The sequence below is a fragment of the Verrucomicrobiales bacterium genome, assembly GCA_016793885.1.
In the GTDB taxonomy this organism is placed as follows: Bacteria; Verrucomicrobiota; Verrucomicrobiia; order Limisphaerales; family UBA11320; genus UBA11320.
Window position 1 is genome coordinate 1 of the sequence record JAEUHE010000185.1, and the last position, 7,193, is coordinate 7,193.

General features: G+C 58.5%; 8 protein-coding genes. 4 read left to right on the top strand and 4 right to left on the bottom strand.

What is annotated here, in order from left to right:
• Positions 1–200: 200 nt before the first annotated feature.
• Complete coding sequence (locus JNN07_21795; GenBank protein ID MBL9170384.1) at positions 201–977, bottom strand: ParA family protein; 777 nt, start codon at positions 975–977, stop codon at positions 201–203.
• 221 nt (positions 978–1,198) lie between these two features.
• On the opposite strand from JNN07_21795, the gene JNN07_21800 reads away from it, so the two are divergent.
• A complete protein-coding gene (locus JNN07_21800) occupies positions 1,199–2,824 on the top strand; it encodes a hypothetical protein (protein ID MBL9170385.1) in 1,626 nt (541 codons plus the stop codon).
• Positions 2,825–2,830: 6 nt separating this feature from the next.
• On the opposite strand, the gene JNN07_21805 is transcribed toward JNN07_21800, so the two are convergent.
• From JNN07_21805 to JNN07_21815, 3 genes are read right to left on the bottom strand one after another with little or no spacing between them, the layout of a single operon-like run.
• On the bottom strand, positions 2,831–3,187 hold the full coding sequence (locus tag JNN07_21805) for a hypothetical protein (GenBank protein MBL9170386.1): 357 nt from the start codon (positions 3,185–3,187) through the stop codon (positions 2,831–2,833).
• A gap of 14 nt (positions 3,188–3,201) precedes the next feature.
• Positions 3,202–3,579 (bottom strand): hypothetical protein, encoded by a 378-nt coding sequence (locus JNN07_21810; GenBank protein MBL9170387.1) that lies wholly within the window; start codon positions 3,577–3,579, stop codon positions 3,202–3,204.
• Positions 3,580–3,586: 7 nt separating this feature from the next.
• Positions 3,587–4,237, bottom strand: coding sequence for a LysM peptidoglycan-binding domain-containing protein (locus JNN07_21815; protein ID MBL9170388.1), 651 nt, complete (start codon positions 4,235–4,237; stop codon positions 3,587–3,589).
• An 87-nt stretch (positions 4,238–4,324) separates the two neighbouring features.
• Between JNN07_21815 and prmC the strand changes: the two genes are divergently transcribed.
• The 3 genes from prmC to JNN07_21830 are packed head-to-tail and all read left to right on the top strand — an operon-like array spanning position 4,325 to position 6,876.
• A complete protein-coding gene (gene prmC, locus JNN07_21820; protein MBL9170389.1) occupies positions 4,325–5,185 on the top strand; it encodes a peptide chain release factor N(5)-glutamine methyltransferase in 861 nt (286 codons plus the stop codon).
• Between the two features lie 21 nt (positions 5,186–5,206).
• A complete protein-coding gene (gene murA, locus JNN07_21825) occupies positions 5,207–6,469 on the top strand; it encodes a UDP-N-acetylglucosamine 1-carboxyvinyltransferase (GenBank protein ID MBL9170390.1) in 1,263 nt (420 codons plus the stop codon).
• A complete protein-coding gene (locus tag JNN07_21830) occupies positions 6,466–6,876 on the top strand; it encodes a hypothetical protein (protein MBL9170391.1) in 411 nt (136 codons plus the stop codon). The genes murA and JNN07_21830 overlap by 4 nt, the downstream gene beginning before the upstream one ends.
• The last annotated feature ends 317 nt before the right edge of the window (positions 6,877–7,193 follow it).

Here is a 7,193-nt window from a genome sequence, read left to right on the forward strand (position 1 = left end):
ACTCTTGAAAAAGCGTGGGCCAAAAACATCGGCGCCAACGCTCCAATCGAACTCACTTTCCGGTGAACAAAAAAACTAAAAACCCTTGCCGGAGTAACTCAGATGTCTGGGCTTTGAGGCGCAATCCCGTTGGGATAGGGAGGAAGCCCTCCGAACTTGTGGGTAATGCTCAGGTCGTGCCACCGCAGTCCATAGATCTGCTAGAACCCGAGTCGAGTGAGAATCTCCTGAGTGAGGACTTCGTAAGCGGCAGCACCTGCGCTGTAGGGATCGTAGTGGATGATCGGTTTGCCGTGGCTGGGAGCCTCGGCGAGTCGCGTCGTGCGCGGGATCACGGTTTCAAAGACCGTACTTCCGAAATGCTGACGAACCTCCCCGAGGACTTGATTGGAGAGCTTGGTTCGCGCATCGAACATCGTCATCACCACACCGAGCAGTTCGAGCCGAGGATTGACTCCGGCGTTGCGAATGGGTTCTAGCACACGGTGGATCATCGAGATTCCCTCCAGGGCGTAATACTCACATTGCAAGGGGACCAGGATCCCGTCCGCGGCACCGAACGCATTGAGAGTCAGGACGCCTAGCGCCGGGGGGCAGTCGATCAGGATGACATCGTAAGCGGCCGATTCCACCAAGGGGGCCATGAGCTGTGCCAGTTTGCGGAGGTGGTTTTCCCCGCGCACCATCTCGATTTCGACCGCACAAAGGTCGACCTCGCTCGGGATGACCTCCAGCTTGTCGAAGGCGGTCTTGAGAATTTTTTCCTGCAAGTTGCCTTCCCCGAGTAGCACTCGATAGGCGCTTCCCCCCTCGAGTTTTTCCAGCCCTAGACCGCTGGTGGCGTTGGCTTGGGGATCCAAATCGAAGAGCAGCGTGCGATGGCCGGAGGCAGCCATGCAGGCAGCGACGTTCACCGCGGTGGTGGTCTTTCCCACGCCACCCTTTTGATTGGCGACAGCAATAATCTTAGTCGGCACGCCACCGATGTTGCTGATCGCGATAATCTTTAGCAAGAGGTGAGACACGACACTCGGTTGCACGTTGGTCACAGATGGCTTATTAGTGGAACGTCATCGATATCCGCAGGGTCCTTGATTGCTCGGGTTCGGTTGATGTAATCTATTCTTTCCAAGTCGTTTATGCGTATGAGACTCCAACCCCAACGGGAGAGGCCCCCCGTGCTGCTACCGGGCCAACCATGAAGCGTTACGGCCTGATTGCCCTCTGTGGGCTTCCCGCGTTGCTTGCACCGGCTGGTGTCCCGTCGTTTGGCGAGCCACTGGAGGTAGGGCTCGTGGGTGCTCCTCCTCTGAAGGAAGCTTCTGGTGTGGCGGCCAGCCGGATTCAGCCCGACGTGCTCTTTACTCACAACGACAGCGCCGCGGACCCCACGGTGTATGCGATCGATAGCCAGGGTCGTCATCTGGGCACCTTCAAGCTGCCCGACTTCCCTGCCGGGGATTTTGAGGACGTTGCCGTCGGTCCTGGGCCTGATCCCCGGCTGAGCTATGTGTATCTGGGGGATATTGGCGACAACCAAATCAGCCGAACGGAGATCGTGGTGTATCGTTTTCCGGAGCCGTGGGTTGATCCCGCCTGGTCGGCCGATCCGGTCAGCGTCGAGCTCGGCGGTGGGCAGGTCTTTCGTCTGCAGTATCCCGAGGTGGCGGTGGATGCGGAAACCCTCTTGGTCGATCCGTTGCGCCGAGAGCTTTTCGTCCTGACCAAGCAATCGGGCGTGGCGCGAGCGTTTAAGATTTCCATCGACCAGCTGTCGGCTGAGGATCTCAATATATTGGAGTGGGTGCAGGAAGTGCCGTTTCACCAGGCTTCGGGCGGCAGCATGAGCGCGGATGGCACTCAGATTCTGTTACGCAACGAAGACTATGCCGAATGGCGCTCGCGCACTGTGGACCAGTCGGTCGAGGAAGCTCTCGCTGGCGAGGGATTTCGGGTCCCAGTGGTGGGGCGGCCCGTCGAGCCGAACGGCGAGGCCATTGGTTTTTCATCGGACGGAAACAGTTATTTCACGCTGAGCGATGATTCGGATCCTCCCACCCTCTATTCGATTGCCCGATCGCTGCCCCCCTACCAGCTAGGCTGGGAATCGATAGTGCTCGGCGCCTCGCAATGGAGGTATCTGGATACCGGGGTGAACCTCGGAGAGGCTTGGCGTCGGAGTGATTACTCTGACCTCAGCTGGAAGGTAGGCCGCGGGGCTTTCGGATACGGAGACGACCGACTTCAGACGCAGGTTCTTTACGGAGGTGCTTCGAAGAAGCGTTACGTCACCACTTATTTTCGGAGCCAATTCACGATCGGGAGCTCGGATGTTTATGCCGCCGCAGAACTTCGCCTGTTGGTGGACGACGGGTGCGCGGTTTTCTTGAATGGTGTGGAGGTCGCCCGGTTGAATCTGGCCGAGTCCGCCGCTTACGACACCTTGGCGCTCCAGGAACAGAAGGAATTGGAGGGCTGTTGGTTTCGCTTAGATCTGGATCCCGCGCATCTCAAGCCGGGTGCGAACACCTTGGCTGTTGAGGTCCATCAGCATACCCAGGACAGCAAGGACCTGCGCTTCGATCTGCAGTTGGTCGCCCGTAAGGATTCACAGTCGCGGCTGCTGGGACTCGATGCGGATTCGGCCGGCAAGAGACTGCGTCTCAGCATTCCCACCCTCGAACCAGTCATGGTTCAGAGCTCCGAAGACCTGAACTCCTGGGAGGATTGGGCCCGGGTCGAGCCGTTTGAAGTGCTCAACTCGGTGATCGATCTTCGCCCCGGCCGCACGCGATTCTATCGGCTGGTTCCGGTTGTAGAGTAGGCGGGCCTAGGCGGAAGCCGACTTCTCCTCGGCCTTGAGCTTATCCTTGGCCCTTTCCAGATCGTGCATAAGCACGTAGGGGTTCTTCGGCGTCAGAATCATGGTGCGGCAGAGAATGCCGTGCTTGCGCCGAATGACCAGCCGGCGGTTCTCCGGAGAGAGAGTGTTGTACCAGCGTTCCGCCCACACCTTGGGATCGGTCCCCATGTGTCGAATGTCACGGATACGGATGCATCGAATTGGGATTCCGAGAATGGTGATCCAGAGCCGCGTGGGAGTGACGCGGTAATTAACAGAGAAAAACAGCACGGCGAGGAGGGCGACTCCCCCGATCCAAAATCCAAGCCACGTCGCCAATTTCACTATGTTTTGATCAGTCATCGTTTTGCTCCCAACCACAGGGTTACTACCGGTAACAATACACCCAAAGTGAGGGAAATCCAAACCATCCAGCGCTGTTTCAGCGCTTTTATTGCCAGAATTACTCCCAGGATCACCGTGGCAATCAACGCCAGGGACATGACGATCACCAGCCACCGGAACAGGACAGGTGACCAGGAATTGGCGTACGCGGCTGGGTAAATTTGGTCGGTGTGTACCGCTACGAGACGGCTGATGAGGCTCTCGGCCTCTGCGGGCTCTTTGCGGCGGTCCATCTGCAGAGTTTGGTACCAGCCGGTGGCCACGAAGAAGAGGAGCAGAGGGGCAAAAAAACAGCCCAGGAACAAATGAAGCTGTCGAAGCTTCCGAATCATACGGCGTTTACTGGCCGGGCAGCGGAATGAAGATTTTTTGTCCCACGCGCAGCCGGTCCCAGTTCACATCGGGGTTGGCCTCGCGCATCAGCTTTTGCGTCACTTTCAAGTCCTTGGCCCGACAGGCGGCCACAATGCCGGAGAGCGTGTCGTTCGGCTTGATGACATATTCGATGCCCTTCTCGGGGATATTGGAGGCGGGACGCGGTTCCGGATTGTGGGCGCTGCTCTGGCTGCTGGTGGTCGAGGGTTGCCGGGGCGCGGGAGAGGGAGGCAGGATCGGGGTGTCCGCCATTTGCTTGGCCAGCTTGGCGAGTTCGCTCAGCACCTTCTCGTTGTCGGCCCGGCGCTTGTTATCGACATCCTTGATGCTGTCGGCCAATCGGCGGATCTGATCTTGGACGCCGCTCTGGTCCGCCAGCTTGCGCGTCTCTTCACGCAATTGCTGAAGCTCGCGTCGCAAGTCATCCACCCGGGCACGCAGGGAATGGTTCGACGCTTCGAGGTCCTCGATGCGGGCATTGAGAGCCTTCATGTTTTCCTGCACCATTTGTCGGGCGGCGATGGACTCGCTGCTCTCCTGGGCGGACAGCGAGGCGGCGGGGGCAAGCCAGAGCAGGCTGGCCGCCAACAGCATCAGAGATGAAAGCATGCGCATACTTAAAGGCTAAGAGAGCAGCGGCAGAGATCAAGGTTCAAACTTGTGTTCCTGACTTTTTCGTCGGGCTGCTGTAGTCTGCGTTTTGTGACTGTGCTTGAGATCATTCAGAAGGGCGCCGACTTCCTGGCTAAACGCGGCGTCGACTCTCCACGCTTGCAAGTGGAACTCATGCTAGCCCACCAGCTTCAGATTCCGCGCCTGAGGCTGTACCTCGATTTCGAGCGGAAAGTAGGTGAGGACGATGTGGTCGCCCTGCGGGCACTGGTGGCTCGGCGGGGTGAGCGCGTTCCTCTCCAGCATCTGCTCGGCGTCGCTCCTTTCTACGGTCTCGATTTTGAAGTGGGGCCTGAGGTTTTGGTGCCGAGGCCTGAGACCGAACTGCTGGTGGAGAAGGGATTGCTCTGGCTGAAGCACCGCCTCGCGACCGAACCTTCCCCTGCGGTTCTGGATTACGGTACCGGAAGCGGCTGCATTGCCGTCAGCCTGGCCAAGAATTGTCCGGCTGCGCGAGTTTATGCTTTGGACATTTCCCCGCCTGCCCTGGAGCGAGCGCGGGCGAATGCGGCCCGCCACGGGGTGGGTGAGCGTGTGGAGTTCTGGGCCAGCGATGGATTGAACGCTCTGGATCCTGGCTTGTCCTTTGACTTGATTCTCTCGAATCCGCCCTACGTTCCGGCCGAAGAGATCGCCACCTTGGAACCGGAGGTTAGGGACCACGAGCCGCGCTTGGCGCTCGACGGAGGTGTAGACGGCCTAACCTTTTATCGTCGGCAGGCGTCTGAGTTGGCGGGCGTCTTGCGTTCCGGTGGGAGTTGGATCTTCGAGCTGGGCGACGGGCAATCGGAGGCGGTGAGAGAATCACTGCTTCAGCAGAACTGGATTGTCGAAACCGTTCACAATGACTACAATGCGAAACCGCGCGTAATGGTCGCGCGTCGGGAGTGACAGAAGCGGGCTTTTATCATCATGGACAGCTTATTGATTAAGGGCGGAATTCCGCTCGAGGGTGAGGTTCAGATCAGCGGCGCAAAGAACGCGGTGTTGCCGCTCATGGCAGCCACGCTGCTCACGGAGGAACCGTGCGTCATCCGTCATGTACCCGATCTGAGCGATGTGCGGTTCATGGGGCAGATTCTGGTATCCCTCGGTGCCGAGGTGAAATTTGAGGGAGATACGCTTACTGTCCGCTCCGGTCGCCTCAAAGGGATGGCCGATTATGATTTGATCCGCAAAATGCGCGGATCAATCTGCATTCTCGGTCCCTTATTAGCCCGCTTGCATAAGGCCAAGGTCTCCCTTCCCGGGGGCTGTGTCATCGGATCGCGCCCAGTAGACCTTCACCTCAAAGGCTTGGCAGCTCTCGGCGCAGACTTGCTCATCGAAGGCGGCTACGTTCACGCCAAAGCCAAACGTCTGATCGGGACAGAAGTTTTTCTTGGGGGTCGGTCTGGACCTACGGTACTTGGGACTGCCAATATCATGATGGCGGCCACTTTGGCTGAGGGGATTACGGTGATCGAGAGCGCGGCTTGTGAGCCGGAGATTGTTGATTTGGCTCAGTTCCTGAACAACATGGGGGCCAAGATCACGGGAGCTGGCAGTCCCACCATTCAAATTCTGGGGGTCGACGCCTTGCATGGGGTGGAGCACGAGGTCATACCGGATCGCATCGAGGCAGCCACGTTTGCCATTGCCGCTGCTGCGACCAACGGCGAGATCACCATTCACGGAGCCCGCCCGGATCATCTCTCGGCCGTGTTGGATAAGCTGAAGGAAGCGAACGTTAAAGTGGAGCGGCGGGGACGGGCGATCACGGTAAAACGTGGAGGCCGTCTGAAGCCGATCGACATCACCACCCTGCCCTATTCTGGGTTTCCGACGGATGTTCAGGCCCAAATGATGGTGCTGATGACCTTAACCCCAGGGTTGGGGATCATCACCGAGCGCGTGTTCGAGAGCCGCTTCATGCACGTGAGCGAGTTGGCACGACTCGGTGCCGAGATCTCGATTGAGGGGCCTAGTGCGATCGTCAAAGGCGGGCGACCACTCAGTGGAGCACCTGTGATGGCCAGCGACCTGCGGGCCTCGGCCGCCCTGGTCATTGCGGGTATGGCCGCCAAAGGCACGACTCAGGTGAACCGAGTGTATCACATTGACCGCGGCTACGAGCGCATCGATGCTAAGCTGAAAGCGCTGGGTGCTCGCATCGAGCGCGTCAAAGAGACATGAAAGTTCTTATCAGCCTGTCGATCCTCGTGGCAGTCCTGTTTAGCGGCTGCCGGCTCTGGGAATTCTATGACCAGAAGTCCTCGGAGCGAGAGGCAGCTGCTGAGGTTCAGAGGCGTCGTGGGGATGGTTCGCGACTTTTTGGTATGGATCCGTTGCTGGAAACCCAGTATCGGGACGCGATGCAAGGCGGTGTTTTGAGTCTTCGAAGCTTCCTTGAACGTTATCGGGGGACCATATATCTATCGGATCCCCGGCTCGCATGGATCGAGATCGACTGTGCGCTGCTGCTCCGTTACAAAGACCCCTTGGAAGCCAAACGCCTCTTTCAGCAGGTAAAATCCCGCAGCAAAACGGGCGATGCTACACTCCAGGCGCGAATCAAAGACCTCGAAAAAAGTTTCGAATGAGCGGATAGGGCCGCACTGACCCCATGTGCCTCCGAAAGATGGACGTGAATCGGGGCCCTGAACCTGGTAGCAAGGGCGGACGGGCCGGCGCTCTATGGACTGCGGTGGCACGACCTGAGCATTACCCACAAGTTCTTCGACCAAATGTTAGAATCCCAAAGGGATTCCGGCTCAACGCCCAGGGTTGGCGCGACGAAGGAGCGCCTACCCTGGGTTAGTCGTGGTTTTCTCACAACCCCATCGCGGGTTGCGCTTGGGATCACCTGAAGCCCCACAGGGTTCGCAACCCACGATGGGGTTGTGGATTCTATGGCGTT